25 protein-coding genes are annotated in these 25,977 nt (G+C 59.6%); 21 read left to right on the forward strand and 4 right to left on the reverse strand.

The features are described from left to right. Positions 1 to 114 precede the first annotated feature (114 nt). Both GR183_RS11020 and GR183_RS11025 read right to left on the reverse strand, forming a co-directional pair. Positions 115 to 1,260, reverse strand: a complete 1,146-nt coding sequence (locus GR183_RS11020; RefSeq protein WP_160775613.1) for a coiled-coil domain-containing protein — start codon at positions 1,258 to 1,260, stop codon at positions 115 to 117. Positions 1,261 to 1,402: 142 nt separating this feature from the next. Beyond that, on the reverse strand, positions 1,403 to 1,993 hold the full coding sequence (locus tag GR183_RS11025) for a DUF1134 domain-containing protein (RefSeq protein ID WP_160775614.1): 591 nt from the start codon (positions 1,991 to 1,993) through the stop codon (positions 1,403 to 1,405). 156 nt (positions 1,994 to 2,149) lie between these two features. Here GR183_RS11025 and GR183_RS11030 point away from each other — a divergent pair, with 156 nt between their 5' ends. The 7 genes from GR183_RS11030 (at position 2,150) to GR183_RS11060 (ending at position 9,314) form a co-directional block, all read left to right on the forward strand. Then, positions 2,150 to 2,671, forward strand: a complete 522-nt coding sequence (locus tag GR183_RS11030) for a YHS domain-containing (seleno)protein (RefSeq protein WP_208999816.1) — start codon at positions 2,150 to 2,152, stop codon at positions 2,669 to 2,671. A gap of 128 nt (positions 2,672 to 2,799) precedes the next feature. Continuing rightward, the gene (gene chpT / locus GR183_RS11035) at positions 2,800 to 3,444 is read left to right on the forward strand and encodes a histidine phosphotransferase ChpT (protein ID WP_160775615.1); all 645 of its coding nucleotides are present in this window, start codon (positions 2,800 to 2,802) and stop codon (positions 3,442 to 3,444) included. 129 nt (positions 3,445 to 3,573) lie between these two features. Continuing rightward, a complete protein-coding gene (locus GR183_RS11040) occupies positions 3,574 to 6,342 on the forward strand; it encodes a hybrid sensor histidine kinase/response regulator (RefSeq protein WP_160775616.1) in 2,769 nt (922 codons plus the stop codon). After that, a complete protein-coding gene (locus tag GR183_RS11045) occupies positions 6,339 to 6,812 on the forward strand; it encodes a chemotaxis protein CheW (protein WP_160775617.1) in 474 nt (157 codons plus the stop codon). Before GR183_RS11040 ends, GR183_RS11045 begins: the two co-directional genes overlap by 4 nt. 47 nt (positions 6,813 to 6,859) lie before the next feature. Beyond that, positions 6,860 to 7,225, forward strand: a complete 366-nt coding sequence (locus tag GR183_RS11050) for a response regulator (protein ID WP_160775618.1) — start codon at positions 6,860 to 6,862, stop codon at positions 7,223 to 7,225. A 14-nt stretch (positions 7,226 to 7,239) separates the two neighbouring features. Further along, positions 7,240 to 8,445, forward strand: a complete 1,206-nt coding sequence (locus GR183_RS11055; RefSeq protein WP_202395986.1) for a protein-glutamate methylesterase/protein-glutamine glutaminase — start codon at positions 7,240 to 7,242, stop codon at positions 8,443 to 8,445. Beyond that, positions 8,442 to 9,314 (forward strand): CheR family methyltransferase, encoded by an 873-nt coding sequence (locus GR183_RS11060; protein WP_160775619.1) that lies wholly within the window; start codon positions 8,442 to 8,444, stop codon positions 9,312 to 9,314. The genes GR183_RS11055 and GR183_RS11060 overlap by 4 nt, the downstream gene beginning before the upstream one ends. 185 nt (positions 9,315 to 9,499) lie before the next feature. On the opposite strand, the gene ctrA is transcribed toward GR183_RS11060, so the two are convergent. Then, positions 9,500 to 10,189 (reverse strand): response regulator transcription factor CtrA, encoded by a 690-nt coding sequence (gene ctrA / locus GR183_RS11065; RefSeq protein ID WP_160775620.1) that lies wholly within the window; start codon positions 10,187 to 10,189, stop codon positions 9,500 to 9,502. 372 nt (positions 10,190 to 10,561) lie between these two features. Here ctrA and fliI point away from each other — a divergent pair, with 372 nt between their 5' ends. From fliI to GR183_RS11080, 3 genes are all read left to right on the forward strand, one after another. Continuing rightward, on the forward strand, positions 10,562 to 11,887 hold the full coding sequence (fliI, locus tag GR183_RS11070; protein ID WP_160775621.1) for a flagellar protein export ATPase FliI: 1,326 nt from the start codon (positions 10,562 to 10,564) through the stop codon (positions 11,885 to 11,887). Positions 11,888 to 11,916: 29 nt separating this feature from the next. Next, the gene (gene fliJ, locus GR183_RS11075) at positions 11,917 to 12,330 is read left to right on the forward strand and encodes a flagellar export protein FliJ (protein ID WP_160775622.1); all 414 of its coding nucleotides are present in this window, start codon (positions 11,917 to 11,919) and stop codon (positions 12,328 to 12,330) included. Positions 12,331 to 12,628: 298 nt separating this feature from the next. Beyond that, positions 12,629 to 13,063 carry a paraquat-inducible protein A gene (locus GR183_RS11080; protein WP_160775623.1) on the forward strand — a complete coding sequence of 145 codons (435 nt, stop codon included), beginning with the start codon at positions 12,629 to 12,631 and terminating at the stop codon, positions 13,061 to 13,063. A 16-nt stretch (positions 13,064 to 13,079) separates the two neighbouring features. Here the strand turns inward: GR183_RS11080 and GR183_RS11085 are convergent, their stop codons facing one another. Then, a complete protein-coding gene (locus GR183_RS11085; RefSeq protein ID WP_160775624.1) occupies positions 13,080 to 14,156 on the reverse strand; it encodes a DUF2336 domain-containing protein in 1,077 nt (358 codons plus the stop codon). A 395-nt stretch (positions 14,157 to 14,551) separates the two neighbouring features. On the opposite strand from GR183_RS11085, the gene GR183_RS11090 reads away from it, so the two are divergent. The 11 genes from GR183_RS11090 (at position 14,552) to GR183_RS11140 (ending at position 25,931) form a co-directional block, all read left to right on the forward strand. Then, positions 14,552 to 16,156: an ABC transporter substrate-binding protein gene (locus GR183_RS11090; RefSeq protein WP_160775625.1), complete on the forward strand. Its 1,605-nt coding sequence runs from the start codon at positions 14,552 to 14,554 to the stop codon at positions 16,154 to 16,156. Positions 16,157 to 16,383: 227 nt separating this feature from the next. After that, positions 16,384 to 17,391 carry an ABC transporter permease subunit gene (locus tag GR183_RS11095; protein ID WP_160775626.1) on the forward strand — a complete coding sequence of 336 codons (1,008 nt, stop codon included), beginning with the start codon at positions 16,384 to 16,386 and terminating at the stop codon, positions 17,389 to 17,391. 104 nt (positions 17,392 to 17,495) lie between these two features. Next, the gene (locus GR183_RS11100) at positions 17,496 to 18,350 is read left to right on the forward strand and encodes an ABC transporter permease subunit (RefSeq protein WP_244313713.1); all 855 of its coding nucleotides are present in this window, start codon (positions 17,496 to 17,498) and stop codon (positions 18,348 to 18,350) included. 4 nt (positions 18,351 to 18,354) lie between these two features. Continuing rightward, a complete protein-coding gene (locus GR183_RS11105; RefSeq protein WP_160775628.1) occupies positions 18,355 to 19,212 on the forward strand; it encodes an ABC transporter ATP-binding protein in 858 nt (285 codons plus the stop codon). Further along, the gene (locus GR183_RS11110) at positions 19,209 to 20,039 is read left to right on the forward strand and encodes a dipeptide ABC transporter ATP-binding protein (protein ID WP_160775629.1); all 831 of its coding nucleotides are present in this window, start codon (positions 19,209 to 19,211) and stop codon (positions 20,037 to 20,039) included. Before GR183_RS11105 ends, GR183_RS11110 begins: the two co-directional genes overlap by 4 nt. 121 nt (positions 20,040 to 20,160) lie before the next feature. Then, entirely contained in the window at positions 20,161 to 20,517 is a 357-nt protein-coding gene (locus GR183_RS11115) for an ArsR/SmtB family transcription factor (RefSeq protein ID WP_160775630.1), read from the forward strand. Continuing rightward, positions 20,514 to 21,011, forward strand: a complete 498-nt coding sequence (locus GR183_RS11120; protein WP_160775631.1) for an arsenate reductase ArsC — start codon at positions 20,514 to 20,516, stop codon at positions 21,009 to 21,011. The genes GR183_RS11115 and GR183_RS11120 overlap by 4 nt, the downstream gene beginning before the upstream one ends. A gap of 70 nt (positions 21,012 to 21,081) precedes the next feature. Continuing rightward, a complete protein-coding gene (gene arsB / locus GR183_RS11125; protein WP_160775632.1) occupies positions 21,082 to 22,125 on the forward strand; it encodes an ACR3 family arsenite efflux transporter in 1,044 nt (347 codons plus the stop codon). A gap of 315 nt (positions 22,126 to 22,440) precedes the next feature. Then, a complete protein-coding gene (locus tag GR183_RS11130) occupies positions 22,441 to 23,682 on the forward strand; it encodes an NAD(P)/FAD-dependent oxidoreductase (protein ID WP_160775633.1) in 1,242 nt (413 codons plus the stop codon). A 16-nt stretch (positions 23,683 to 23,698) separates the two neighbouring features. Further along, positions 23,699 to 24,736 (forward strand): 4-hydroxyproline epimerase, encoded by a 1,038-nt coding sequence (locus GR183_RS11135; protein WP_160775634.1) that lies wholly within the window; start codon positions 23,699 to 23,701, stop codon positions 24,734 to 24,736. 82 nt (positions 24,737 to 24,818) lie between these two features. Next, the gene (locus GR183_RS11140) at positions 24,819 to 25,931 is read left to right on the forward strand and encodes an ATP-dependent DNA helicase (RefSeq protein WP_160775635.1); all 1,113 of its coding nucleotides are present in this window, start codon (positions 24,819 to 24,821) and stop codon (positions 25,929 to 25,931) included. Positions 25,932 to 25,977: the final 46 nt, after the last annotated feature.

Below are 25,977 nucleotides of genomic sequence, written 5' to 3' on the forward strand. Positions count from 1 at the left end.
GTGACTTAGAGAAAAATAAAAATATTCTTTTCCATTCTTTTTGTATAGCTGCATTTCCAGGTAAGTACGATGCAAGAGTAAAGCCGGAAGGCCTAGTACTCGTAAAACTTTCAGTTAGCGGTGTGCCGCGATATTGGATGTATCGCCGGGTTTTTCTGCCGATTTTTCTGGAATTTCCTTGCGAGCAGCGAGGATTTTTCGGGCAAGCGTGCCTAAACGCGCATTTGCGGCATCGTTCTCTTCTTCTTTTTTCAGCGCAGCCATGTCTGTCTCGTCCGCGAGCTGTGCCGTGATTCGCGCCGCGATATCCTTCAGCGCGTCCCGTAGCCCGGTTGTCTCATCACCGCTGCCGAGGACCTGGCGAAGGCTCTCATTCTCTTCCTCAAGCAATGCTATGCGAGTATTGAGGTCTCCGTCCTCCAGGTCGTATGACAGCCCCGACGCGTTATCTTCCAGACGTTCCAGTTGCAGGTTGAGCCTTGTAATTTCAGCTTGCGCGGCGATATAGCGGGTTTCCATGTCGAAGATCTTGTTTTCAAGTGCCTTTTGCCTGTCGCGAGCGGCCTTGTCGACCGGGATGCTTTCCCCGTTGCCGCGCGCTTGCGCCTCGGCCTCGCGCAGCTTCGCCTCCGCTTTCTGCAATTTGTCGGACAGAGCTCCGTTTTCCAGTTCAAGCGTGGCAATCTTCGCAATGGAGGCGGCATTCGCGGATGCGACGACATCCTCGCTCAAAACTCCGGCGGGCACACCGTCGCGAATGTCTTCCGGCGGGAGCGTCGGAAGGGAACTATCGCCTTCGCCCGTCGCCCCGGACGGGGAAATCCTGCCGGATTCCTGCTTGGTTTTCTGATCGAGTTCACGCTGAAGTTTCCGGGCGATGCCATTCGCGCTTGCGATATCGGATTCCAGCGAGGCTATCTTTTGATGAAGTTCCTCGTTTCGCGCCGTTGCCTCGCCGAGCATTCGAGCGCTGGCGTCACGCTCCTGCTTCATCGCCGTTGAATGGGCTTCCGCCAGATCCCGTTCGATGCGGTTTTCGGCAAGTTCGGCATGGACGCCTTCCAGGCGCTTTTCCAGCTTGCAGTAGGCGATGGCATGTTCGGCCCGCAGTGCGCTCATTTCCGCCCTGGCGTCGCTGGCCGACAGCGGGCTGGTCGCCTCGATCGCCTGATGCGTCAGCCGTACGGCGCGTCTCCAGACGCCCGGTATGATTGCTACCGAAATTAGCCCGGCAACGAAGAAACCGAGCGCTCCGTACATTAAGACTTCAATCAAGACCGTGCACCGCGTCCCTTCGGCATGCTCTACTTACATTTCTCCTTAACCGAGAAAGGCAGGCCGGCCAAGTCAAACCCGGTAACACGGTGAAATGTAAAGCCTTGGAAGCCCTGGGATCCGGGCCCTAGAACGGATTCCATGTCGGCGACTGGGTAAACTTCAGATATCCGACATTGATGCCAAGGCGGGCACCGACGCCGGCGCGAACGGGCACGACGAATATGTCATGATTGGAAAGCACGGTCATTCCGAAGCCGCCTACGAGATAGGCCGAACCGTTCACCCCGACATAGCGCCGATAGATCGCATCCGTAGCAGGCAGGTTGTAGACCAACATCATGACGCGCGCGCCGTCTCCGCCGAAATCCCAGCCTATCGAAGGCCCTTGCCAGAAAACCTTGTGAATTCCGGCGTTGCGCGTGTAGAGGTCGCCCTCGCCGTAACGGGCGCCGGCAACGATCGCGCCGGATCCCTCCTCGCCGAGAACGTATCCGTTCGGTTCGCCGTATTGCTTCACGGCATGCTCAACGACGGATGCGAGGCCGCCCGAGATCTGCCCGAAGAAGCGGTGGCCGGCATCCACCAGTTCGCTTTGGCTATAGGTTTGGGGTTGTTGGGAATTCGCCGGCGCCGCGAAAAGGGTCAACAGGGCAGCGAGCGAAAGGGCGACAAGGGTCGGCAGGCGGTGTGGGCGGCCCGCGGTCCGCTTGATCATGCTTCAATCCTTCTATCCGCGGCCGGTCGTCCGGCGGCTCGATTGGTCGAACCAGGCCCGGCTCCGGCCGTCTTCGCGGAAAGCGGCAATTCTTTCCGGGAGTGACATCGACCTGGTATCCGGTGCCGTGCATCTTGCCCGTTGGCCGAGAATCGCATGATTCTTCCCGGTGCGAATCACGGAACCGAATCAATGAAACAGTGTAGACGAAATCGGATCAGATTATGGTCTGCCGCCGGACTATCCCATGCTTTGTCGCTTTTGCTGGCCTCGACCCTTATGGCCGAGGGGCTTGACTACGCGGTGGAGCCGTCGACGGGGTATGCGCTGAGCGGACACGACCCTCTTTCCTATTTCATCGGCGGCAGGCCACGTTCGGGCGACCCTTCGATAGAGTATCGCTGGGATGGAGCCGTGTGGGTTTTTGTCAATGAGGGAAACCGTGACGCCTTTGTCACCGATCCGGACGTCTACGCTCCGCAATTTACCGGCTGCGACCCGCAAGCCCTGGCAGAAGGCTATGCGACGACGGGAAATCCGATGATTTTCGCGATCATCGACAGTCGCCTGTACCTTTTTCATTCCGAAGTGAACCGGTTCCTTTTTCTGTCCAATCCATCCTTGCTGCTTGAAGATGCGAGGGCCAATGCCCGGACATTCAATTGCTGGCGCGGCTGATGCATGCCCAAAGGCTGGCTTGGCATCCACTGGTGGCAAGTGTAACCCTGTCTCGGTCGGCCGAATCATCGTGCATCGGCCCGGTCAATGCCGCGTTTAGGGGTAAGCATTGCTCAAGAGGTAGGCTCATGACGACGATTAACGATCTTTCCGCGCTCGATCTTGCAGCTCTGGTCGCCAGTCGTGTGTGCCACGACATCATTTCCCCTGTCGGAGCCATCACGAGCGGTCTTGAAGTCCTCGACGAGGAGGGCAACGAGGACATGCGGGAATTCGCGATGGACCTGATCCGCAGCAGTTCGCGCCGCGCCTCCGCAAAGCTTCAGTTCGCGCGCCTTGCCTTCGGCGCTGCGGGGTCGGCCGGTGCGGCGATCGACCTCGGCGATGCGCACAAGGTCGCCGAAGGGTTCATGGAAAACGAGAAGGCCGACCTGCAATGGGATGTGCCGCGCCTTCTGATGGCAAAGAACAAGGTAAAGCTGCTGCTCAATCTGATTCTGATCGCCAATCAGTGCGTTCCGCGCGGCGGCCTGATCCTTGTCAAGATGGACGGTGACGAGGAGCGTCCGCATTTCACGCTGCGTGCCACCGGAGACTATGCCAAGATCCCGGCTGTGATGACGGAAATCCTCTCCGGTGAAGAAGTCGAACGGATCGATGCCCATTCGGTTCAGCCGGCTTATACCCTTATGCTTGCTGAAGATTCCGGTATGAATTTACAGATCATTAAGCAAGATGAAGCTGTTTTGATTACTTCCGCAACGAGAGAATAGCCGGTGCCTAAACGAAGCTCTTTCGTTTCAGTCTATCTTAACAGTTGAACGTCACACTCCTCGACAGTCATAAGGCGCCGGGTGGCCTCCCGGATGCTCCCATAAGTAACCAGTCGGGTGAGTGTGGCCATGGACGATCTCCTTAGCGAGTTTCTTACAGAGACGAATGAAAGCCTCGATGTTGTCGACGTCGAGCTTGTCAAATTTGAGCAAGAACCGAATAACGCGACTATTCTCGACAATATTTTTCGCCTGGTCCACACGATCAAGGGCACCTGCGGCTTCCTGGGGCTGCCGCGGCTGGAAGCGCTGGCCCATGCGGCCGAAACGCTGATGGGCAAATTCCGCGACGGCTCGCCGGTTACGCAGGAGGCCGTGTCCCTGATCCTCAATTCCATCGACCGCATCAAGGAAATCCTCGCGGAACTCGAAGCTGCCGGCGGCGCGGAGCCGGATGGATCCGACGACGATCTGATTTCGCAACTGGAGCATCTGTCGCTGAGCGCGGAATCCGGACCTGTTCAGGATGAGGCCGAAGGCGAGGAAGACGCGGACGATAACGCGGAAGGCGAACTCGTCTATCAGGTGCTCGAACGTCCTTTGCGCCCAGGCGAAGTGTCTCTCGACGATCTGGAGAAGGCCTTCCAGGAAACGGAGATGGAAATCGAGCTGCCCGATACGCGGGATGGCGATGACGACCTTGAAGACCTGCCGGAAGAGGCGCAGCCGGGCGAAAGTCTGGCGGGGGCGGAACCGGTCAGGGCCGACGGAAACAAGCCGGCGGCGGAAAAGAAGAAGGAAAACAAGTCCGGCAAGAGCGGAAGCGTTTCGAACCAGACCATTCGCGTTTCGGTGGAAACGCTGGAACACCTGATGACGATGGTGTCCGAACTGGTCCTGACGCGAAATCAGTTGCTGGAAATCGTTCGGCGCCACGAAGATTCGGAATTCAAGGTTCCGCTCCAGCGTCTTTCGAATGTGACGGCGGAGCTGCAGGAAGGCGTCATGAAGACGCGTATGCAGCCGATCGGCAATGCCTGGCAGAAGCTGCCGCGGATCGTGCGCGACTTGAGCCAGGAACTCGAGAAGCCGATCGAGCTTGAGATGATCGGCGCGGATACCGAGCTTGATCGCCAGGTTCTGGAGCTCATCAAGGATCCGCTGACCCACATGGTGCGCAACTCGGCCGATCACGGCCTGGAGATGCCCGCCGACAGGCGCACGGCCGGCAAGTCGGACAAGGGTACGATCACCCTTGCCGCTTATCACGAAGGCGGCCACATCATCATCGAGGTGCGTGATGACGGGCGCGGTCTCGATGTCGAGAAGATCAAGGCGAAGGCTCTCAGCAACGGCCTGGCGAGCGAGGCCGAATTGGAGAAGATGACGGATCAGCAGGTCCATCGCTTTATCTTCCACGCAGGCTTTTCCACCGCAGCTCAGGTTACGAGCGTCTCCGGCCGCGGCGTCGGCATGGACGTCGTGCGCAACAACATCGAACTCATCGGCGGATCGGTCGATCTCCGCTCGGCGCCTGGAAAGGGCACCAGCTTCATCATCAAGATCCCGCTGACGCTTGCGATCGTTTCCACGCTCATCGTCGAGGCTTCCGGGGACCGTTTCGCGATCCCGCAGCTCTCGGTGGTGGAACTTGTCCGCGTCCAGACCAACTCGGAACACAAGATCGAGCGTATCAAGGACACGCCTGTTCTTCGCTTGCGCAACAAGCTCCTGCCGCTCGTTCATCTTTCGCATCTGCTCGGCGTCGCCGAAGAGCCGGTGGATGAGGACGCGATCGAGCAGGACAATGGCTTCATCGTCGTCATGCAGGTTGGAAGCCAGACTTTCGGCGTCGTGGTGGACGGGGTTTTCCACACCGAGGAAATCGTTGTGAAGCCCATGTCCACAATGCTTCGCAATCTGACGATGTTCTCCGGCAACACGATCCTGGGCGATGGATCGGTCATCATGATCATCGACCCGAACGGGGTGGCAAGCGCCATGGCAAGCCACGCCTCGAGCGCGGTTGCGGAGGAAAACGCGGCCGAACAGGCGGACCTGCTGCAGGAGGCGATCGACGGTCAGGCGACGATTTCCATGCTGCTTTTCCGCGCCGGCTCTCCCGAACCGAAAGCCGTACCGCTTTCCCTCGTCACGCGACTGGAGGAGTTCGAGGTCTCCAAGATCGAACGTTCGAACGGGCGAGATCTTGTCCAGTATCGCGGGGCGCTCATGCCGCTCGTTTATGTCGATGCGAGCCACACGCATCGCGGCGAGGGTACCCAGCCGATGCTCGTCTTCTCCGACTCCGGCCGTTCCATGGGGCTCGTCGTCGACGAGATCGTGGACATCGTCGAAGATCGCATGAACATAGAAGTCGGCTCCGAGCGTGCGGGCATTCTCGGCTCTGCCATAATCAAGGATCGTGCGACGGAAATCATCGACCTCGGCTTCTATCTGCCGCAGGCCTTTGACGACTGGTTCATGCGCAAGGAAATGGAATCCTCGGCGTTGACCAAGAAGGTCCTCCTGGTCGACGACAGCGCGTTCTTCCGCAACATGCTGACGCCGGTCCTGAAAGCCGCCGGCTACGACGTCACCGCCTGCGGTAGCGCGCAAGCCGCCTTCGAGCAGCTTGAAAACGGCGACACTTTCAACGCCATCGTAAGTGATATCGAAATGCCGGAGATCAACGGCTTCGAACTGTGCGAGGCATTGAGGCGCGACCAGCGGTTCCGTCAAATGCCCATCCTTGCGCTTTCGGCGGTCGTTACGCCCGCCTCGATAGAGCGTGGGCGCCAGGCGGGCTTCGACGACTATGTGGCGAAGTTCGACCGTCCGGGCCTGATCGCAGCGCTCAAGGATGTCTTCTCCGGTGAACTGGGAATTGCAGCATGACGACACAGGATGTTCTTTCAACCGCAGCCGACGATACGGTCCAATACGTCACGGTCGTGATCGGAGGTCAGCTCTTCGGCTTGCCGATTTCCCAGGTGCATGACGTGTTCATGCCGGAAACCGTCACCCGCGTGCCCTTGGCAGCGCGGGAGGTGGCCGGGGTTCTCAACCTGCGCGGACGCATCGTCACCGCTATCGATATGCGCAAACGGCTCCATCTGGAACCGCGCGAGATGGGGCAGATGATGGCGGTCGGGATCGAACACAAGGGCGAATCCTATGGCCTTGTGATCGATTCGGTTGGCGAAGTCCTCACGCTGAGCGCGGACACGCGCGAGGCGAATCCCTCGAACCTCGATAAGCGCTGGGCAGAAATCGCCGGTGGCGTTCATCGTCTGGAGGGCAAGCTCATGGTGATTCTCGACGTGGAACGGCTTCTCGGCTCGATGATCGAGCCGATGGCGGCTTGAGGAACAGTAGGTCGGGGCGGGGCGCCGGCTCTCGGGAGCATATGTAGATGAAGCACTGTTTGGTTGTTGACGATTCCAGCGTCATTCGCAAAGTCGCCCGGCGTATTCTGGAGGATCTGGATTTCGCCATAGTGGAGGCTGAGGACGGCAAGCAGGCGCTTGAAGCCTGCCGGGACCAGATGCCCGACGCGATCCTTCTGGACTGGAACATGCCGGTCATGGACGGCCTTGAGTTTCTGACGACGCTTCGCCGGGAGGCCGGTGGCGACAAGCCGGTGGTCGTATTCTGCACGACGGAAAACGATGTGGCTCACATCACGCGGGCCATTCGTGCGGGTGCGAATGAATACATCATGAAACCGTTCGACAAGGAGATCGTGGAAGCGAAGTTCCAGGAAGTCGGCTTGATCTAGGGCGGGCAAATCGCATGACGGTTGCTAGTGAGGCCAGGGATCAGGCGGCGGGCGCTTCCGCCGATCCGATCCGGGTCATGGTCGTTGACGACTCGGTCGTCATTCGTGGACTTCTTGGCCGCTGGGTAAATGGGGATCCTTCTCTCGCCCTGGTCGCATCGCACAGGAACGGCAAGGTAGCGCTCGATGATATCGAACGAAGCAACCCCGATGTCGTAATCCTGGATATCGAGATGCCGGAGATGGATGGGTTGACGGCCCTGCCTCTCATGTTGCGCAAGAAGCGCGATCTCGTCGTGCTCATGGCATCGACACTGACGCGCAGAAACGCGGAGATCAGCCTTCGTGCCTTGTCCCTCGGCGCGCAGGACTACATTCCCAAGCCGGAAAGCAAGAGCGAAGTCACGACGTCGGTCAATTTCCGGCGTGAGATCATCGAAAAGGTGAAAACGCTCGGTGTGCGTGTGCGCGGCAGGCACCAGGCCGGCCGGCAGTTGCGGGTCAGGGCGACCGCCGTGCAGGCTGTACCTTTGCACGATGCCGGATCGCCCGCGTCCACGCGTGCGCCGAATTTCCGGGCGGTGGCCACGAAATCCGCAAGGCCGCAGCATGCGGCGCGGTCATATCCGTCTGTTCGCCCTCGCGTGGTGGTGATCGGTTCCTCCACGGGTGGACCGCAGGCGCTTCAGCAGGTCATGCGCGATATCGGAATGGCGATTCGCCAGGTTCCGGTGGTCGTGACACAGCATATGCCGCCGACGTTCACGGCGATCCTTGCCGAACACCTTGGCAAGGCAGCCATGCGCCCGGCCAAGGAAGCCGCTGATGGCGATGTGCTCCAGCCCGGCCATATCTATGTGGCTCCGGGAGGACGCCATCTTGTCCTCGAAAAGGATCACGGACAGGCGGTTGCGCGCCTTACCGACGATCCGCCGGTGAACTTCTGCAAGCCGGCAGTCGATCCGCTGTTCGACAGCGCGGCGAAAGTGTTCGGTTCCTCGGTCCTGGCGGTCGTGTTGACCGGAATGGGCCATGACGGCGCCGACGGCGTCAAGACGATAGCCGCAGGCGGCGGTGCGATCATCGCTCAGGACGAGGCGAGCAGCGTCGTCTGGGGAATGCCGGGTGCTGCGGTGCAGACCGGGCAATGCAACGATATTCTGCCCCTTCAGGAGATCGGGCCAAAAATTGCAAAAATACTTGGTGGAGGCGTACGGTGACACCGTTTGAGTATGACTTTCTGAGGCGCCTGCTGAAGACGCAATCGGGTCTGGTCCTGTCCGACGAGAAACAGTATCTCGTGGAAAGCAGGTTGCTGCCGGTTGCGCGCGGGGCCGGGCTTGGCAGCCTGAGCGAGCTCGTGGCGGCGATCCAGAAACCGGCCGGGAAACAGCTGTCCGACAGCGTCGTCGAAGCGATGACGACTAATGAGTCGTTCTTCTTTCGTGACAAGACGCCTTTCGATCACTTCAAGGAAGTGATGATCCCGGACTTGCTATCCGCGCGTGCCGGCAGGCGGCGCGTCAGGATTTGGTGTGCTGCCGCGTCCTCGGGCCAGGAACCTTATTCGCTTGCCATCAGCCTGAAGGAAATGGGGGCCAAGGTCGCAGGTTGGTCGATCGACATCCTCGGCACCGATCTTTCCAACGAGATTTTGGAAAAGGCACGAAACGGCATATACAGCCAGTTCGAAGTCCAACGCGGCCTGCCGATCCAGATGCTCGTGAAATTCTTCGCGCAGAAGGGCGAACTCTGGCAAATCAATCCGGATATTCGCGCAATGATAAAGTGGCGCAAATTCAACCTTCTGGACAGCTTTTCCACAATCGGCGAGCAGGATATCGTTTTCTGCCGCAACGTTCTGATCTATTTCGACCAGCAGACGAAGATCGATATCCTTCACAAGATTGCACGGCTGATGCCAAGCGACGGCTATCTTGTGCTCGGCGCAGCGGAAACGGTGGTCGGTCTTACGGATGCGTTCCAACCCGTACCGGGCAGGCGCGGTCTCTACCAGCCGAAAGCCGCTGCCGCGGCCAAGCCTTCAGGTCCGCGCCTCGCTGCCGTGGGAGGATTGACCAGTCGTTGATTTGCGGGCGAGCCTGCCTGAATGAACGCTCGTCACGACTTAATGTTGAGGCCGGAAGGAAACGGATCTTTCCGGCCTTTGACATTCGGCTGTTCGCGAACCTGCAGAACAAAAAAACCGTTGTGCCCTGGCACAACGGCTTTTCCAACTGCTAGGTTTTTGTCTGCCGGCTGGCTGCTTGCCTGTCAGGCGGCCTTTTCTTCCGGCTCGCGCAACACATAGCCTCTGCCCCAGACGGTCTCGATGTAATTCTTGCCATCTGTCGCAGCAGCAAGTTTCTTGCGCAGCTTGCAGATGAACACATCGATGATCTTGAGTTCCGGCTCATCCATGCCGCCATAGAGATGGTTGAGGAACATCTCCTTGGTCAGCGTCGTGCCCTTGCGCAGCGAGAGCAATTCGAGCATCTGATATTCCTTGCCGGTCAGATGCACCCGCTGTCCGGCCACTTCGACGGTTTTCGTGTCGAGATTGACCGTAAGGTCGCCGGTGTTGATCACGGACTGGGCGTGGCCTTTCGACCTGCGCACGATCGCGTGTATGCGGGCGACAAGCTCATCCTTGTGGAAAGGCTTCGTCATATAGTCGTCGGCGCCGAAGCCTAGGCCGCGAACCTTATCCTCTATGCCCGCAAGGCCTGAGAGGATCAGGATCGGAGTCTTGACCTTGGAAACGCGCAGCGTCCTCAGGACCTCGTACCCGGACATGTCCGGCAGATTGAGATCCAGCATGATGATGTCGTAGTCGTAAAGCTTGCCGAGGTCTATGCCTTCCTCGCCAAGATCCGTCGTGTAGACGTTGAAGTTTTCGGACTTCAGCATCAGTTCGATGCTCTGCGCCGTGGCGCCATCGTCCTCAATCAACAGCACACGCATACCAATCCCCTTTACTGCCTATCCTGGGCAGGCCGCGCCGGTCTCGGCGCCGCCGGTGCAAAGGACTGCGATTAACCACGGTCATCTTCCGATGAAATGGTTAACAAATCCTAATTCGCACCCGCAAGGGCATGTTGGAAGAGATCGGGAATTATTCCCAAGATTTTGAAAAGCCTTCAGGAATCGCTTCCGAAGATTTCTCTTATCTTACATTAAAGAATCGGCCTAACCGATTCTCGCGACTCATCCTCCACGCCCAGACGACCCATATTTCAGTTCACCATCCTAAAAAGCCCTCTCGAATTAAGATTAATCAGACTCGTAAATGATAGGTTACCGGTGATTCGCAAATTCGGACACGAGTCGGCAAGCATGGAACCGCTTTTCGCAGAACTCGAATCACTCATGACGAGCGAGATCTACGGTCGTGTGGTCTCGGTCCAGGGGCTTCTCGTCGAGGTTGCCGGGCCGGTCCACGAAATGCGTGTGGGTGGATTGCTCAAGATTGAAGTGGGTGAGGGGGTTGAGCCGGTTTTCGCCGAAGTCGTCGGTTTTCGCGATGCACGGGCGCTATGCATGCCTTTTGCCGGGCTCGAAGGGGTACGCATGGGCTGCCGCGCCATTCTTGCGGCGCGTGAAAGCATCGTCCGTCCGACCTCGGGATGGCTGGGCCGCGTGATCAACGCAATGGGCCAGCCGATCGATGGCAAGGGGCCGCTGCCGCGTGGCGGAGAACCGCGCAAGCTGCGCGCGGTGCCGCCGGCGGCGAACGAACGCACGCGGGTCGGCGCGCCGGTCGACCTTGGTGTGCGCGCGCTCAACAGCTTCGTAACCTGCTGCCTGGGGCAGCGCATGGGCATTTTCGCCGGGTCCGGCGTCGGCAAATCCGTTTTGATGTCGATGATCGCGCGGAACATGTCGACGGATGTGGCGGTTATCGGGCTCATTGGCGAGCGGGGACGCGAGGTTCAGGAGTTCATCGAAGACGACCTTGGCCCCGAGGGGCTGGAGCGTACCGTTGTCGTGGTGGCGACGTCGGATGAAAGCGTGCTCATGCGCCGGCAGGCCGCGTATATGACGATGACGGTCGCCGAATATTTTCGCGATTCCGGCCGCAACGTCCTTTGCATGATGGATTCCGTCACGCGCTTTGCCATGGCACAGCGGGAAATCGGACTGTCGATCGGTGAGCCGCCGACATCCAAGGGCTACACGCCGACTGTGTTTACCGAACTTCCCAAGCTTCTCGAGCGTGCCGGGCCCGGCAAGCAGGGGACTGGCTCGATTACCGGGCTCTTCACCGTTCTCGTTGAAGGCGACAATCACAACGAGCCGGTTGCCGACGCCGTGCGCGGTATCCTCGACGGGCACATCGTCATGGAGCGGGCGATTGCCGAACGCGGGCGCTATCCGGCCATCAACGTGCTGAAGTCTGTTTCGCGCACCATGCCGCGCTGCGTCCCGTCAGATATGCTTCCGATCCTGCGCAAGGCCCGGCAACTGATGTCCACCTACACCGACATGGAAGAGTTGATACGCCTTGGCGCATACCGAAAGGGAACCGAGCCGACGGTGGATGAAGCGATCATGCGGCATGAGCCTTTCGAAAATTTTCTTTCGCAAGGTAAGGATGATGCAACCACTCTTGATGAAGGATATCGGATGCTTGCGAACCTTTTGGAAATGACTCCCGGTTAGAGTAACCCTGGAAAGGGGAGTATCGAGTCATGAAATCCCGTGGAAGCCTTATCAGGCTTAAGAAATTTCAGGTCGACGAGAAGCGCCGCCAGGTGACGCAGATCGAATCGATGATCGCCGAGTTCATGCGCATGGCGGAAGAACTCGACGAGCAGATCAAGGCGGAGCAGAAGCGCGTCGGAATTTCCGACGTGACTCATTTCGCCTATCCCACCTTCGCCAAGGCTGCCGCGCAGCGCCGCGACAATCTGGTCAATTCGGCCGATGAGCTGAAGGAACAGCTTGAGCGCGCCCAGGACGAGCTTGCCGAGGCGGTCGAGGATCTGAAGAAATTCGAACTCATGGAGGAGCGCGATCTCCTGCGTGAAAGATCGGAGGCCGAGTTGGCGGAGCAGGATCAGCTCGACGAAATCGCTCAACGCGGGCGCGCTCAGGGCTTCTAAGGGTTTCTAAGGGCGTCTACGGCGGCGTTGTCCGAGTTGCCGGGGTGTGGGGTGCCGGCCAAGGTGTCTTCGGCAAATGACGCTCGGATGCTTGTCGCGGGCTCGTGGCCGGCTAAGGGATGCTGTAACTTGCAACCGGCCTTCGGTCACATTGAAATATCCTAAAAAGCGGCCCCCGATGCGGCCGAAACCGGCTCGGAACGGGGCGGTAAATCCGGTTTGTTCATCTTATGAATTGAGTATGGCCGAATGGCCGAACTATAAGAATCGGGAAAGCGGCTGACTGACAGGAGCCAATTTGCGATTCGTTCTGGCTGTTCTCTTGCCAATGGCGACGGGATGTTTCGTCCTGGGCCTCGTCTTGCCGCTTATGAAAATGGAGCGGCTCTATTTCCTGGAGGACAAGCCGTCACTCGTGGAAATCGTGTCCGGCCTCTGGGCCGATGGCGATGCGATTCTCGCTGCTGCCGTCGCGGTTTTTTCCATTTTGTTTCCGGCCTTGAAGCTTCTCGGTCTTCATCTGGCGGCGCTCGGCACATCGGCGCGCGTTCCGCTTTCGATGTTTGCGGCGCTCGGCAAATGGTCGATGATGGATGTGATGTTGGTCGCGCTCGTGATATTTGCGGCAAAAACGAGCGGTCTTGCGTCCGCGACGTCGCTGCCCGGCCTTTGGCTCTACGCTTCCGCCACGTTGCTGACGGCAATTTCAGCCGTTATCGCCCGGCGGGTTTGACGCCTTTGCCGGTTCCTCATGCGTCGAGCGCGATTTCGCCGGGGTGGGAGCGCTCTTTATCGTCTCGTGAACCGGCCTCTATGCTGCGCTGGAAATCCTGATAGGCCTCAAGCCATCGTATCGTTTGTGCTTCGGGAATACGCAAACGCCGGCATCTTGCATGTGCGAGAGCAAGGAACGCGTGGTCGGAGAGGTCGGCTGCGACGCAAAGCTGGATGAGATCGTCGATAGCGCTCTTGAAGACCGCCGTTTGAATATTGGCGATCGGCCGCCGTGCGATTTTCGAAAGGAGACTGATTGCGTCGTTGATACGCTTGTCGTCGATGAGAACGATCACGAGATCGTTGAGATTGCTGTCGCCGCTGTCGATCAGTTGCCAAAGGCGTGCGGCGTCGCAGGTATCCAGATAAACGCCGAGACGTCGCCTGAGGTCCTGGCGGATCAGGTTTACGTCGGTCGTTTCATGTGGCTCGCTGCCGGCGACGATCGCCTGCAGTCTCAGGCGTTTTGTTGTATTCACGTAGGGCAGCAACCATTCGCAGATCAGCGGTGTCAGGTCGCCGCGCTCAGCTATCCGGTCGCAAAGAATGGCGTCCGTAAGCGAGTGTTTGGTGAGCGTACGCAAGCCCCAGTCGCTCATAGAGATATTCTTGTTCGATGCGATCGTGCGCCAGACGCGCGTCTTGCCTCTTTCGATCAGCGTATCCGAAAGCCTCGGGCTCATGTCCATCCGCTTGGCGATCGCTTCCAGATGCGGCTCGGGCATGCGCCGGGCAAGCTTCATCAGGTCGGCCTGGGATAGTGCCGGGCTCATTTCCAGGATGGGCGCGGCGACTGCGATATCGTCCTTGGCTAGGCGAATCGCCACGGCCTGCGGGGTGGCGGCGATCGGGGCGATTCGGCGGGAAAGGCTGGCGCGGTCTTCCAGGCCGGTCGTGTCGAGCAGCCTCAGAATCACATCGCAGAACAGTTCGAGTTCGGCCTGACTGTGCCCGCCGATGCCGTCCAGAAAGACATCGGCAACCCGCTGCAGCAGCTTGCCGCGGGATTCAGGCGTCGCATCCTTTGCGAGTCTGAGAAGGTCGCTCAGCATCAATTGCCTCTTGGGTTGATGCCGACCGTATCGCGGGCGCCTTATCAATCGGTTAGCGGCGGATCTCGGATTGAAAATTTACGTAAGGGCTTTATACGGCGCGGCCCATGCCGCTTCCGGGCAGGCCTGCCGTCAGGGATTCCACTCGTTCGCACGGAGCATGACATTTCCAATCGGGGGGAAGAAAATCATTATGACGTAACGTTAACGATGTGAGAGGCGGGATCAAATTCCTCGAACACGTGAAAAATGAGAAGGGTTTCACTGTTGATTTTCGATTATTTTCCGGCCTTAGATTGCGCACAAGGTGATCGTGGCGGATCGGCCGGGCCCGCGGGAAGTGCGGGTGGGCCGGAGACGCCGGGGGCGCCTTTGAATAACGGGAGAGAAAATCAATGAATATTCGCCGCATCACCAAGGCGACGCTCTTGGGTGTCAGCTTTGCCGCAGTCATGGCGTCGGCCGCCTCGGCAAAGACGCTCGTTTATTGCTCGGAAGGGTCTCCGGAGGGGTTCGACCCGGCGCTCTATACGGCCGGCACCACCTTCGACGCTTCGTCCAAGCCGGTCTTCAACCGTCTTGTCGAGTTCAAGCGTGGTACCACGGAAGTGCTGCCTGGCCTTGCAGAGAGCTGGTCGGTTTCCGACGACGGCACGGAATATACGTTCAACCTGCGCAAAGGCGTCAAGTTCCATTCCACCGACTACTTCACGCCGACCCGCGACTTCAATGCCGACGACGTGATCTTCTCCTTCGAGCGTCAGCTCAAGAAGGACAACCCCTGGAACACCTACACCGCAGGCGCCGCTTGGGAATATTTCGACGGCATGTCCATGCCCGATCTCATCAAGGAGATCGTGAAGGTTGACGACTATACCGTGAAATTCGTGCTGAACCGGCCGGAAGCGCCGATGATCGCGAACCTTGCCATGGACTTTGCCTCGATCCAGTCCAAGGAATATGCCGACAAGCTTGAAGCCGACGGCACCCGCGACCTCCTCAATCAGCAGCCGGTCGGTACTGGCCCCTTCCAGTTCGTCGGCTATCAGAAGGATGCCGTGATCCGCTATGCCGCGAATCCGGATTACTTCGGCGGCAAGCAGCCGATCGACAACCTGATCTTCGCCATCACCACGGATGCTTCGGTGCGCCTTCAGAAGCTGAAGGCGGGTGAGTGCCACGTGATGCCCTATCCCGCGCCTGCCGACATCGAAGACATCAAGGCGGATGGCAACCTGCAACTCCAGGAGCAGCAGGGCCTGAACGTCGGCTACCTCGCCTATAACACCAAGCAAGCCCCCTTCGACAATCCGAAGGTCCGCAAGGCGTTGAACATGGCGATCAACAAGCAGGCGATCCTCGACGCGGTGTTCCAGGGCGCCGGCCAGGCGGCCAAGAACCCGATTCCGCCGACGATGTGGTCCTACAACGACGCGATCCAGGACGATCCGTACGATCCGGAAGCGTCGAAGAAGATGCTCGAGGAAGCTGGCGTCAAGGATCTTCAGATGAAGGTCTGGGCGATGCCGGTGCAGCGTCCCTATAACCCGAATGCCCGCCGCATGGCGGAGCTCATCCAGGCCGACTTCGCTAAAGTGGGTGTGGGGGTCGAGATCGTTTCTTACGAGTGGGGCGAATACCTGAGCCGTTCCAAGGCCGAAGACCGCGACGGAGCGGTGCTGCTCGGTTGGACGGGCGATAATGGCGACCCGGATAACTTCCTCGCCGTACTGCTTGGTTGCGATGCCGTTGGCGGTGCCAACCGCGCCCAGTGGTGCGACAAGGACTTCGAGGACCTGATCCAGAAGGCCAAGGTCGCCACCGACAGGGCAGAGCGCACCAAGCTCTACGAGCAGGCCCAGGTGGTCTTCAAGGAGCAGGCTCCGTGGGCCACGATCGCTCACTCCGTGGTGTTCATGCCCATGTCCGCCAAGGTAAGCGGCTACGTGATGGACCCGCTCGGCGGTCACTGGTTCGACGGCGTCGACATCGCCGAATAATGGTGTGACCATTCGAACGCCGGCGAAACAGTTCGCCGGCGTTCGTTATTTGTCTGACCGGCGGTTTGCCGGAAAAAGGCTTTCCGTATCGAGACGGCCGGTTCGTCAAGCCGGCATTCGTTCTTCCCAAGATATCGAGGCAATTTCCTGCTTCGTATGTCGGGTTGTGAATGGCGCACCGGCCGATCCGCATTACAATCGGCTGACAACTAGAACAGGCACCTGAAATGTTACGTTTCCTGGTCGGTCGCATCGGACTGCTGATCCCGACATTCCTTGGCGTTACGCTCGTCGCTTTTTCGTTCATCCGTCTGCTGCCGGGCGATCCGCTCGACCTGCTCGCAGGCGAGCGCGGCATAGATCCGGCGCGCAAGGCGGAGCTGCTGCATCAGATGGGCTTCGACAGGCCATTGTGGCACCAATACCTCATGTATCTCGGAGATATTCTGCAGGGCGACCTCGGCACGTCTTTCGTCTCTAAGAAGCCTGTCCTGGAGGAATTCTTCACGCTGTTCCCGGCGACCGTCGAGCTGTCGCTCTGCGCGATTTTCATCGCTGTCGCGATCGGAATTCCGGCAGGCATCTTCGCCGCCGTCAAACGCGGCTCCTTCTTCGACCAGACGATCATGGGCACGGCGCTCGTCGGCTATTCCATGCCGATCTTCTGGTGGGGCCTGCTGCTCATCATCTTTTTCTCCGGCATCCTGCAGTGGACGCCGGTTTCGGGGCGTATCTCGCTTATCTACTTCTTTCCGCAAGTGACGGGCTTCATGCTGATCGACAGCCTGCTCTCGGGACAGGAGGGCGCGTTCAAATCCGCTGTCAGTCACCTGATCCTGCCGTCGGTGGTGCTTGCCACGATCCCGCTTGCGGTGATCGCGCGCCAGACGCGTTCGGCAATGCTTGAGGTGCTCGGCGAAGACTACGTCCGCACGGCGCGCGCGAAGGGTCTTGCCCCCTTCCGGGTCATCGGCCTGCATGCGCTGCGCAACGCGCTCATCCCGGTGATCACGACGATCGGCCTTCAGGTCGGCGTGCTTCTTGCCGGCGCGATCCTGACGGAGACGATCTTCTCGTGGCCCGGCATCGGAAAATGGCTCGTGGACAGCATTTCGCGCCGCGACTATTTCGTCGTCCAGGGCGCACTTTTGATGATTGCCGGAGTGGTGATGCTGGTGAACCTCATCGTCGATGTGCTCTACGGTCTCATCAATCCGCGCATTCGCCACAACTGAGCCGGGGAACGGAAAATATGACGAACGTTTCGACAACCGAAACCCGGGCAAAGGGCGCCGTCGCAGAAAAACTTGCCAGCGAAAGCCGCAATGCGACGAAGGCGATGCTGGTCGAGTTCTGGTACTACTTCAAGCAGAACCGCGGCGCGGTCATCGGTCTTGCGGTCTTCCTGATCCTGGTCGTGGTCGCCCTTCTGGCACCGTATGTCGCTCCCCATTCGCCCGATATGCAGTATCGCGAAAACTTCCTTCAGCCTCCGGCATGGGAAGAGGGCGGTAGCGCGACATTCCTGCTCGGTACGGACGCCGTCGGTCGCGATATTCTTTCGCGCCTGATCTACGGCTCGCGCTATTCGCTCTTCATCGGCGTCGTCGTGGTGACGATCGCGCTTTCGGGCGGCATCGTGCTCGGCGTCATTGCCGGTTATTTCCGCGGGAGCGTCGATACTTTCATCATGCGGGTGATGGATATCATCCTGGCCTTCCCCTCTCTGCTGCTGGCGCTCGTGCTTGTCGCCATCCTGGGGCCGGGGCTCACCAACGCGATGATCGCGATCGCCATCGTCCTGCAGCCGCACTTTGTCCGCCTTACCCGCGCAGCAGTCCTTTCGGAGCGCAACCGCGACTATGTGGTCGCCGCGCGCGTTGCCGGTGCGGGGAATTTGCGGCTCATGTTCAAGACGATCCTGCCGAACTGTCTTTCGCCGCTGATCGTTCAGGCCACGCTTTCCTTCTCCAATGCGATCCTCGATGCCGCAGCCCTCGGCTTCCTCGGCATGGGTGCTCAGCCGCCGACGCCCGAATGGGGCACCATGCTGGCCGAGGCGCGCGAGTTCATCCTGCGTGCATGGTGGGTGGTTACCTTCCCCGGCCTTGCCATCCTCGTAACGGTCCTGGCGATCAATCTCGTCGGCGACGGTTTGCGCGACGCGCTCGACCCGAAGCTGAAGCGGAGCTGAGCCCATGCCTCTTCTTGAAATTCGCAATCTTAAGGTCGAGTTCGAAACGGCGTCCGGTCCCTTCAAGGCGCTCGACGGTGTGGACTACACGGTCGATTCCGGTGAGGTGCTGGCGATCGTCGGAGAGAGCGGCTCGGGCAAGTCGGTTGCCATGCTGGCGCTCATGGGGCTCCTGCCCGATACGGCGACCGTGACCGTCGACAAGATGGAATTCGAGGGCCGGGATATCACGAAGCTGTCCGCCACCGACCGCCGTCAGGTGATCGGCAAGGACATTTCGATGATCTTCCAGGAGCCGATCGCAAGCCTCAATCCTTGCTTCACGGTCGGCTTCCAGATCGGCGAGGCTTTGAAGGTTCACACGGACCTTTCTTCATCCGATCGTTCCAGGCGCGTGATCGAACTTTTGGAGGCGGTCGGCATCCCCGAGCCGAAGGGAAGGCTGTCGAGCTTCCCGCACCAGATGTCGGGCGGCCAGTGCCAGCGCGTGATGATCGCCATGGCCATCGCCTGCCAGCCGAAGCTTCTGATCGCTGACGAACCGACGACCGCACTCGACGTTACGATCCAGAAACAGATCCTCGATCTTCTGTTGAAGCTTCAGGAAGAAAGCGGCATGGGCCTGATCATGATCACGCACGACATGGGCGTGGTCGCGGAAACGGCTGACCGCGTGGTCGTGCAATATCAGGGCCGCCAGATGGAAGAATCCGACGTGCTCACCCTTTTCGAAAGCCCGAAGCATCCTTACACGAAGGCGCTTTTGTCCGCGCTTCCCGAAAACGCCACCGGCGATCGTTTGCCGACGGTGAGCGATTTTCGTGAATTCCTTGAAAGCGAAGCCAAAAAGGTGAGCGCATGAGCGGCGACATCATCCTCAAGGTCCGCGATCTGAAGCGCGATTACGTAACCAAAGGCGGCCTGTTCAAGAAGGAAAGCACGCTTTCCGCCTTGAAAGGCGTTAGCTTCGATGTCGAACGCGGTTCCACGCTTGCCGTCGTCGGGGAAAGCGGCTGCGGCAAATCCACGCTTGCGCGCATTCTGACCATGATAGATCCCGCGACCGCGGGCACTGTCGAGATCGACGGAACCGCGATCGATATTTCGAAGGGAAACATCTCCAGGGAGATGCGCCAGAAGGTGCAGATCGTCTTCCAGAACCCGTACGGTTCGCTCAATCCGCGCCAGAAGATCGGCGCGGTTCTGGAAGAGCCGCTTCTGCTCAATTCCGACAAACCTGCCGCCGAACGCCGCGATCTCGCGCTTTCCATGCTGGAAAAGGTCGGCCTGAAGCCGGAGCATTACGGGCGCTATCCGCACATGTTCTCCGGTGGCCAACGTCAGCGTATTGCCATCGCCCGTGCGATTATGCTGCAGCCGAAGCTGCTCGTCCTCGACGAGCCGGTTTCCGCGCTGGATCTTTCCGTGCAGGCGCAGATCCTGAATCTGCTGGCCGACCTGCAGGACGAGTTCGACCTCACCTACGTCTTTATTAGCCACGATCTTTCGGTCGTGCGCTACATCGCCGACAAGGTGATGGTGATGTATTTCGGCGAGGCGGTGGAATACGGCACGCGCGACGAAGTCTTCTCCGACCCGAAGCACAGCTACACGAAGACGCTCTTCGCCGCGACGCCGCGCGCGGATATCGAAAGCATCCGTGAAAGGCTTGCGAATAAGGCGGCATAGCTCTGTTCGATTCGTGTATTTCCAGCATAAGCCTCCGCCTTATCGGCGGAGGCTTTTCTGTATCGCTATCCATTTAAGCGCCTGTCTCGAAACCGTCATATATTTCGGCTATTCGCGAAATATGGAAAAGATCGATGCATTGGCGGCGCTTTCAGCGCTCGGGCAGGAGACGCGGCTCGATGTCTATCGCCTTCTCGTAAAGGCGGGCAGGGCTGGGCTTGCTGCGGGTGAAGTCGCTGAAGAACTAGGCGTTCTGCCGAATACGCTCTCGAATCATCTTGCGAACCTTTCACGCGCCGGCCTGGTCCGCCAGACGCGCGAGGGGCGCGTTCTGCGTTACACGGCGGATTTCGCACGCATGCGTGGCCTGCTCGATTATCTGATGGCTGATTGCTGTGGCGGAAGGCCGGAAATCTGCGCACCGTTCATGGAGGGCCCCGGTTGCTCCGAACATGAGGAAAAGACGAAAACCGCATGAGCCTGCAAACTCGAAACGTACTCTTCCTCTGCACGGCCAATTCCGCCCGTTCGATCCTTGCCGAGGCGATCCTGAACAGGCTCGGCGAAGGACGTTTCAAGGCATTTTCCGCAGGCTCGCACCCGCGCGGGCAGGTCAATCCGGATGCGCTGGAATGCCTGAAACGCCGCGGTCATGAGGTCGCAGGGTTGAACTCGAAGAGCTGGGAGGTTTTCTCCAGCCCCGATGCGCCGCAAATGGATTTGATCGTCACCGTCTGCGATGCCGCTGCGGGTGAGGCCTGCCCGTTCTGGCCGGGTCATCCGCTCACCGTTCATTGGGGCATTCCCGATCCCGCGGGCGCGGACGGGGCGGAAGGCGGCGAGGCGGCCTTTAACCTCGCCTATGACCGGCTTGAGCGGCGCATCGCGGCCTTGCTTGCTCTGGGCGGCAATGTCTTCACGGCGGACGATGCCAGGACGCAACTGTCGATCATCGGCCGGATCGACGACTAGTTGACGATGTCTTCTTACGGCGCCGTTTCCGGCGGGTGGCGATATTGACAGAATTCCAGGAGGTTAAAGCGTGGCATCTGCGGAACACTCCCCACTTGGTTTTTTCGAGCGCTACCTCTCCCTGTGGGTGGCCTTGTGCATCGCTGCCGGCGTCGGTTTGGGCCTTATTTTGCCCCGCGTCTTTTCCGCGATCGCCATATTGGAATACGCCAATGTCAACCTAGTCGTCGCGGTTTTCATCTGGGTGATGATTTACCCGATGATGGTCAATGTCGATTTCGCCTCGATCAAGGATGTCGGCAAGAAACCCAAGGGGCTGTGCATCACGCTGGTCGTCAACTGGCTGGTAAAGCCCTTCACCATGGCTGCCCTCGGCATCCTGTTTTTTGAGCATCTTTTCGCGGGGTTCGTCGACCCGCAGAGCGCCAAGGAATACATCGCCGGGATGATCCTTCTCGGCGTGGCGCCCTGCACGGCGATGGTGTTCGTGTGGAGCCAGTTGGTGCGCGGCGACGCTAACTACACTCTGGTACAGGTTTCCATCAACGATATCATCATGGTTTTCGCCTTCGCGCCAATTGCGGCCCTGCTTTTGGGCGTGACCGATATCGTTGTGCCATGGGAGACCTTGTTCCTCTCTGTTGTCCTCTACGTCATTATACCGCTCGCGTTCGGTTATCTCACGCGCAGGGCGTTGGACCGGGCGGACGATCATGAGCGTATCGCCGAGTTCACCGCGAAGGTGAAACCCTTCTCGGTCATGGGCTTGCTGGCGACAGTGGTGTTGCTGTTCGGTTTCCAGGCGCAAACGATTATCGACAAGCCGAGCGTCATCGCCCTGATCGCGGCACCGCTCCTGGTGCAAAGCTACGGTATCTTCATCATCGCCTATTTCTGGGGGTATGTGTGGCGGGTGCCATTCGCGACCGCCGCACCCGCAGCCCTTATCGGCACGTCCAACTTTTTCGAATTGGCGGTGGCCGTGGCGATCAGCCTTTTCGGCCTGAACTCCGGGGCTGCGCTCGCGACCGTGGTCGGCGTTCTGGTCGAGGTTCCGGTGATGCTGTCCCTTGTCGCATTCGCGAACCGCACGCGCCACATGTTTGCGACGTAGCGTTTCTGACTCTCTTCCACGATCAGGCGGTGGCCAATAAGGAAGCCACCCGCCGGTGCAGAAAACGCATCGGTTCATCGGCTTTTTCGCTGGCCGCCTCCGGCTTGCTGGAAGCGATTGCCGTGATCGGATCCATGTGTTGCAAGGCAGCGCTGTTGATGTTGCTTTCGGCGAATTATCGGGGCCGGAAGCAACGCGAACGAAGCCTCAAGGGCGTGGAGCATGCATGTGTCGAAAGCCTTGTTTCAAAGGCACTTGCGGAATGTCCCGCTTTGCCCGACCTTTGAGACGAGTTTTCTCCGGTTCGTGTGAAGCATGAAGCCTCAATCCGTTCACATTCTGGGAGCCGGCATCATCGGCCTTGCAACCGCGGCCGTCCTGATCGATCGCGGGTTCGACGTCACGGTGATCGACCGGGAAGGCCCGGGCGAGGGTACTTCGCGCGGCAATGCCGCCGCAATCGCCTGGACGGATGTTGCCCCGCTTGCCTCACCCGGCATCTGGAAGAAGGCGCCCGGCTGGCTGCTCGATCCGCTGGGCCCGCTTACCGTACGCCCTTCCTATGCGTTCAACATTCTGCCCTGGATGCTGCGCTTCATGCAGGCCGCAACTCCTTCGGCCATGAAGCGATCGACGCAAGCCATCGCGGCGCTGAACGGCCTCGCGCTTCCTGCGTGGGAGCGGATATGGGAGCGCATGGCCTGGAGCAATCACGTCAGGCACGAAGGCTGCCTCGACGTTTTCGACAAGCCTTCCCAGCTCGCCGAAGCCCGTGGAGGGTGGCAGAGCCAGCGCAATCACGGGATGGATGTGCGTGAGCTTTCAGGCGATGAACTGCGCGAGATGGAGCCGGATCTTTCCTCCGATGTCGTCGGCGGGGCCTATCTGCCGGGCTGGCTCCATGTAGATGACCCTTATGAACTCTGTCGGGATCTGGCGGCTTACGTGATGGCGCGCGGCGGCAGCATCATGAAGGGGGAGGCGGTGTCCGTTGCAAGAACGGAGACAGGGGCGATTGTCCGCCTTGAGGAAGGGCACATCATAAAAACGGAAGCCCTGGTGATTGCCTGCGGGGCATGGTCGAAGTGGTTGGCTGCCGAGTTCGGCGACGATATCCCCCTCGATACGGAGCGCGGCTACAATATCACCGTGCCGGTGCCGGGCGTTTCCTTTCGCCGTTTCATCATGCTGCCCGGATATGGCTTCGTCATGTCGCCGATCGCACGCGGTCTTCGCATCGGCGGCGCTGTGGAATTCGGCGGGTTGAAAGCCGCGCCGAACTGGCAGCGCGTCGATGCGCTCGTTGCGCGAGCCAAACGCATCGCGCCGAACCTCAATGCCGATCACGGCGAGCGCTGGATGGGCTTTCGCCCGTCGATCCCTGACAGTCTGCCGGTCATTTCGCGGGCAAGCGGGGGCTCCAATGTGTTTTACGCCTTCGGCCACGCCCATCATGGCTTGACGCAGGCCGCCGCGACCGCCGAAATCCTCGCAAGTCTGATCGCGGGCGAGGAGCCGCCGGTCGATATCGCGCCCTATCGGGCAAACCGTTTTTGAAACCGAGGTCGAATTGATGGCGCGTCACACATTCTTCTGCATCGACGGTCACACCTGCGGCAATCCGGTGCGCCTTGTCGCGGGCGGCGGTCCGCGTCTCGAAGGCGCGTCGATGTTCGAGCGTCGCCAGCATTTCCTGGAGAATTTCGACTGGATCCGCACGGGCCTCATGTATGAGCCGCGCGGTCACGACATGATGTCGGGCGCGCTTCTTTATTCGCCGACGCGGGAGGATTGCGACACAGGCGTGCTCTATATCGAGACTTCCGGCTGTTTGCCCATGTGCGGGCACGGGACCATCGGCACCGTCACCATGGCGGTGGAGGAGGGGCTCGTTACACCCAAGGTGCCCGGAAGCCTGAGGCTGGAGACGCCTGCAGGCCTCGTCATCGCCGACTACGAGCAGGACGGCGACACCGTAACCTCGGTGACGCTCACAAACGTCGCCTCGTTTCTGGCTGCGGAAAACCTCGAAATCGAATGCGAAACCTTCGGTCCGTTGACGGTCGATGTCGCCTATGGCGGAAATTTCTATGCGATCGTCGAACCGCAGGGCGAATTTGCGGGTGTCGGTTCGGTCGATGTCGGCGACCTTCTGGCCGCAAGCCCGAAACTGCGTTCGGCGCTCAATGCGGCTTATGAAATCGTTCACCCGGAGAACGAGCGCATTCGCGGTATCTCCCACATCATGTGGACGGGCCCTGCGACGGTGAACGGGGCGGACGCCAGAAACGCCGTCTTCTACGGCGACAAGGCGATCGACCGCAGCCCCTGCGGCACGGGAACGTCCGCCCGCATGGCGCAGCTTCACGCGAAGGGCAGGCTCAAGGTCGGCGATACCTTCGTGCATGAAAGCATCATCAATTCCCTTTTCGTTGGTGGGGTGAAATCCGAAATCACGGTCGGCAATAGGCGCGCAATCGTGCCGACCGTGACGGGCAGTGCCTACAAGACTGGCACCAGCACGATCACGCTTGACGAGCGCGACCCCTATATGACCGGCTTTCAGGTTGCCGGCACCGGCGTCACGCACTTTCCCCGACCTTCCTCGTGATGCACTCAAATTTTCGGCAGGGGCTTCGCTTAAGCGCGGAATCAGCTATCAATCCATTGACCGGAACGGATTAGGAACAGAAATGGATTGGTCGCGCCAGCAGGAAGAAGCCCTGGATGAGACCGCGCGCTGGCTGAAACGGGGTGACACGCAGGTTTTCCGCCTCTTCGGCTATGCCGGAACGGGCAAGACGACGCTCGCCCGCCACCTGGCCGAAGGCATGGATGGGAGCGTGGCTTTCGGCGCCTTCACCGGCAAGGCCGCGCATGTGCTGCGCCAGAAGGGTTGCACGGATGCCTCGACCATCCACGCGATGATCTATCGTCCGCGTGGTCGAAAGGAAGATGACGACGACGAGGATTCCGGGCCGACCTTTTCCCTGAACCGGGAAAGCGTTGCCGCGAAGTCCGATCTCATCGTCATCGACGAATGCTCCATGGTGGATGAGGACCTTGGCCGCGATCTGCTGTCGTTCGGCAAGCCGGTACTGGTTCTGGGCGATCCGGCGCAGCTCCCCCCGGTCAAGGGCGGCGGTTATTTTACCGAAGCGGAACCCGACGTGATGCTGACGGAAGTTCACCGACAGGCGCGTGATAATCCGATCGTGCGAATGTCCATGACCATCCGCGAGGGCGGCACGCTCGATTACGGAGCTTACGGCGAAAGCCGCATCATTCCGCGCAAGGAGATCGACGCAGAGACGATCCTTGCGTCCGACCAGGTTCTCGTCGGAACGAACCGCACGCGCAGGCTCTATAATGCCCGCATCCGTCAGTTGAAGGGCTTCACGACGCCTATGCCCGCGGTCGGCGACAAGTTGGTGTGCCTGAGAAACGACAAGGCCAAGGGCTTGCTGAACGGCGGCTTGTGGACGGTTACGCGCCTTCGCGCCTCCAAGGGCAATACCCTGCGCTTCGACATCAAGCCGGAAGACGATACGGGCTCAAAGTCGGACACCAAGGTCAAGGTTCTGCCGGCGATGTTCGAGGAAGGCGGCGACCAGATTCCCTATGCCATCCGCCGCCGGGCGGATGAGTTCGACTATGGATACGCGCTCACCGTCCACAAGGCGCAAGGTTCGCAATGGGATCAGGTGGTGCTGTTCGATGAAAGCTACGCCTTCCGTGAGCATCGCGAGCGCTGGCTCTATACGGCGGTGACGCGGGCGGCGGAAAGCATCGTCGTCGTGCGGTGAAGCGCAGTCGTTTCATCGTGTTGTGAGCATCTTTCCTTTCGCCCTT

The sequence above is a fragment of the Stappia sediminis genome (assembly GCF_009826895.1).
Lineage (GTDB): Bacteria > Pseudomonadota > Alphaproteobacteria > Rhizobiales > Stappiaceae > Hongsoonwoonella > Hongsoonwoonella sediminis.

What these genes read in the sequence shown, in the direction of transcription:
- GR183_RS11020 (WP_160775613.1), bottom strand. Translation starts at nt 1,260, where the DNA reads ATGTACGGAGCGCTCGGTTTCTTCGTTGCCGGGCTAATTTCGGTAGCA.
- GR183_RS11025 (WP_160775614.1), bottom strand. Translation starts at nt 1,993, where the DNA reads ATGATCAAGCGGACCGCGGGCCGCCCACACCGCCTGCCGACCCTTGTC.
- GR183_RS11030 (WP_208999816.1), top strand. Translation starts at nt 2,150, where the DNA reads ATGATTCTTCCCGGTGCGAATCACGGAACCGAATCAATGAAACAGTGT.
- chpT (WP_160775615.1), top strand. Translation starts at nt 2,800, where the DNA reads ATGACGACGATTAACGATCTTTCCGCGCTCGATCTTGCAGCTCTGGTC.
- GR183_RS11040 (WP_160775616.1), top strand. Translation starts at nt 3,574, where the DNA reads ATGGACGATCTCCTTAGCGAGTTTCTTACAGAGACGAATGAAAGCCTC.
- GR183_RS11045 (WP_160775617.1), top strand. Translation starts at nt 6,339, where the DNA reads ATGACGACACAGGATGTTCTTTCAACCGCAGCCGACGATACGGTCCAA.
- GR183_RS11050 (WP_160775618.1), top strand. Translation starts at nt 6,860, where the DNA reads ATGAAGCACTGTTTGGTTGTTGACGATTCCAGCGTCATTCGCAAAGTC.
- GR183_RS11055 (WP_202395986.1), top strand. Translation starts at nt 7,240, where the DNA reads ATGACGGTTGCTAGTGAGGCCAGGGATCAGGCGGCGGGCGCTTCCGCC.
- ctrA (WP_160775620.1), bottom strand. Translation starts at nt 10,189, where the DNA reads ATGCGTGTGCTGTTGATTGAGGACGATGGCGCCACGGCGCAGAGCATC.
- fliI (WP_160775621.1), top strand. Translation starts at nt 10,562, where the DNA reads ATGGAACCGCTTTTCGCAGAACTCGAATCACTCATGACGAGCGAGATC.
- fliJ (WP_160775622.1), top strand. Translation starts at nt 11,917, where the DNA reads ATGAAATCCCGTGGAAGCCTTATCAGGCTTAAGAAATTTCAGGTCGAC.
- GR183_RS11085 (WP_160775624.1), bottom strand. Translation starts at nt 14,156, where the DNA reads ATGCTGAGCGACCTTCTCAGACTCGCAAAGGATGCGACGCCTGAATCC.
- GR183_RS11090 (WP_160775625.1), top strand. Translation starts at nt 14,552, where the DNA reads ATGAATATTCGCCGCATCACCAAGGCGACGCTCTTGGGTGTCAGCTTT.
- GR183_RS11095 (WP_160775626.1), top strand. Translation starts at nt 16,384, where the DNA reads ATGTTACGTTTCCTGGTCGGTCGCATCGGACTGCTGATCCCGACATTC.
- GR183_RS11100 (WP_244313713.1), top strand. Translation starts at nt 17,496, where the DNA reads ATGCTGGTCGAGTTCTGGTACTACTTCAAGCAGAACCGCGGCGCGGTC.
- GR183_RS11105 (WP_160775628.1), top strand. Translation starts at nt 18,355, where the DNA reads ATGCCTCTTCTTGAAATTCGCAATCTTAAGGTCGAGTTCGAAACGGCG.
- GR183_RS11110 (WP_160775629.1), top strand. Translation starts at nt 19,209, where the DNA reads ATGAGCGGCGACATCATCCTCAAGGTCCGCGATCTGAAGCGCGATTAC.
- GR183_RS11115 (WP_160775630.1), top strand. Translation starts at nt 20,161, where the DNA reads ATGGAAAAGATCGATGCATTGGCGGCGCTTTCAGCGCTCGGGCAGGAG.
- GR183_RS11120 (WP_160775631.1), top strand. Translation starts at nt 20,514, where the DNA reads ATGAGCCTGCAAACTCGAAACGTACTCTTCCTCTGCACGGCCAATTCC.
- GR183_RS11130 (WP_160775633.1), top strand. Translation starts at nt 22,441, where the DNA reads ATGAAGCCTCAATCCGTTCACATTCTGGGAGCCGGCATCATCGGCCTT.
- GR183_RS11135 (WP_160775634.1), top strand. Translation starts at nt 23,699, where the DNA reads ATGGCGCGTCACACATTCTTCTGCATCGACGGTCACACCTGCGGCAAT.
- GR183_RS11140 (WP_160775635.1), top strand. Translation starts at nt 24,819, where the DNA reads ATGGATTGGTCGCGCCAGCAGGAAGAAGCCCTGGATGAGACCGCGCGC.